At 65.2% G+C, this 267-nt stretch carries 1 pseudogene; it reads left to right on the top strand.

The annotated features are described in order from the left end of the window. Window positions 1-267 (top strand): annotated as a pseudogene (locus EJ913_RS31390) (DDE-type integrase/transposase/recombinase); the annotation flags it as partial.

Here is a 267-nt window from a genome sequence, read left to right as displayed (position 1 = left end):
ACCGGCGACATCACCTACATCGCCACGCAGGAAGGTTGGCTGTACTTGGCCGTTGTCATCGACCTGTTCAGCCGGCAAGTTGTTGGCTGGGCGCTGGGCGCTGGGCGCTGGGCGCTGGGCGCTGGGCGCTGGGCGAACGCATGACGCGTCAACTCGTGATCGACGCCCTGGCCATGGCGTGGTTTCGGCGACGGCCGGCCGAGGGCATGATCTTCCATTCCGATCGAGGTTCCCAATACGCCAGTTCGGATTTCCAGGCGCTCCTGC

This window comes from Azospirillum doebereinerae, assembly GCF_003989665.1.
GTDB lineage: Bacteria > Pseudomonadota > Alphaproteobacteria > Azospirillales > Azospirillaceae > Azospirillum > Azospirillum doebereinerae.
Note: the sequence above shows the minus strand (reverse complement) of the source record. Positions and strands in the feature narration are given on the sequence as shown.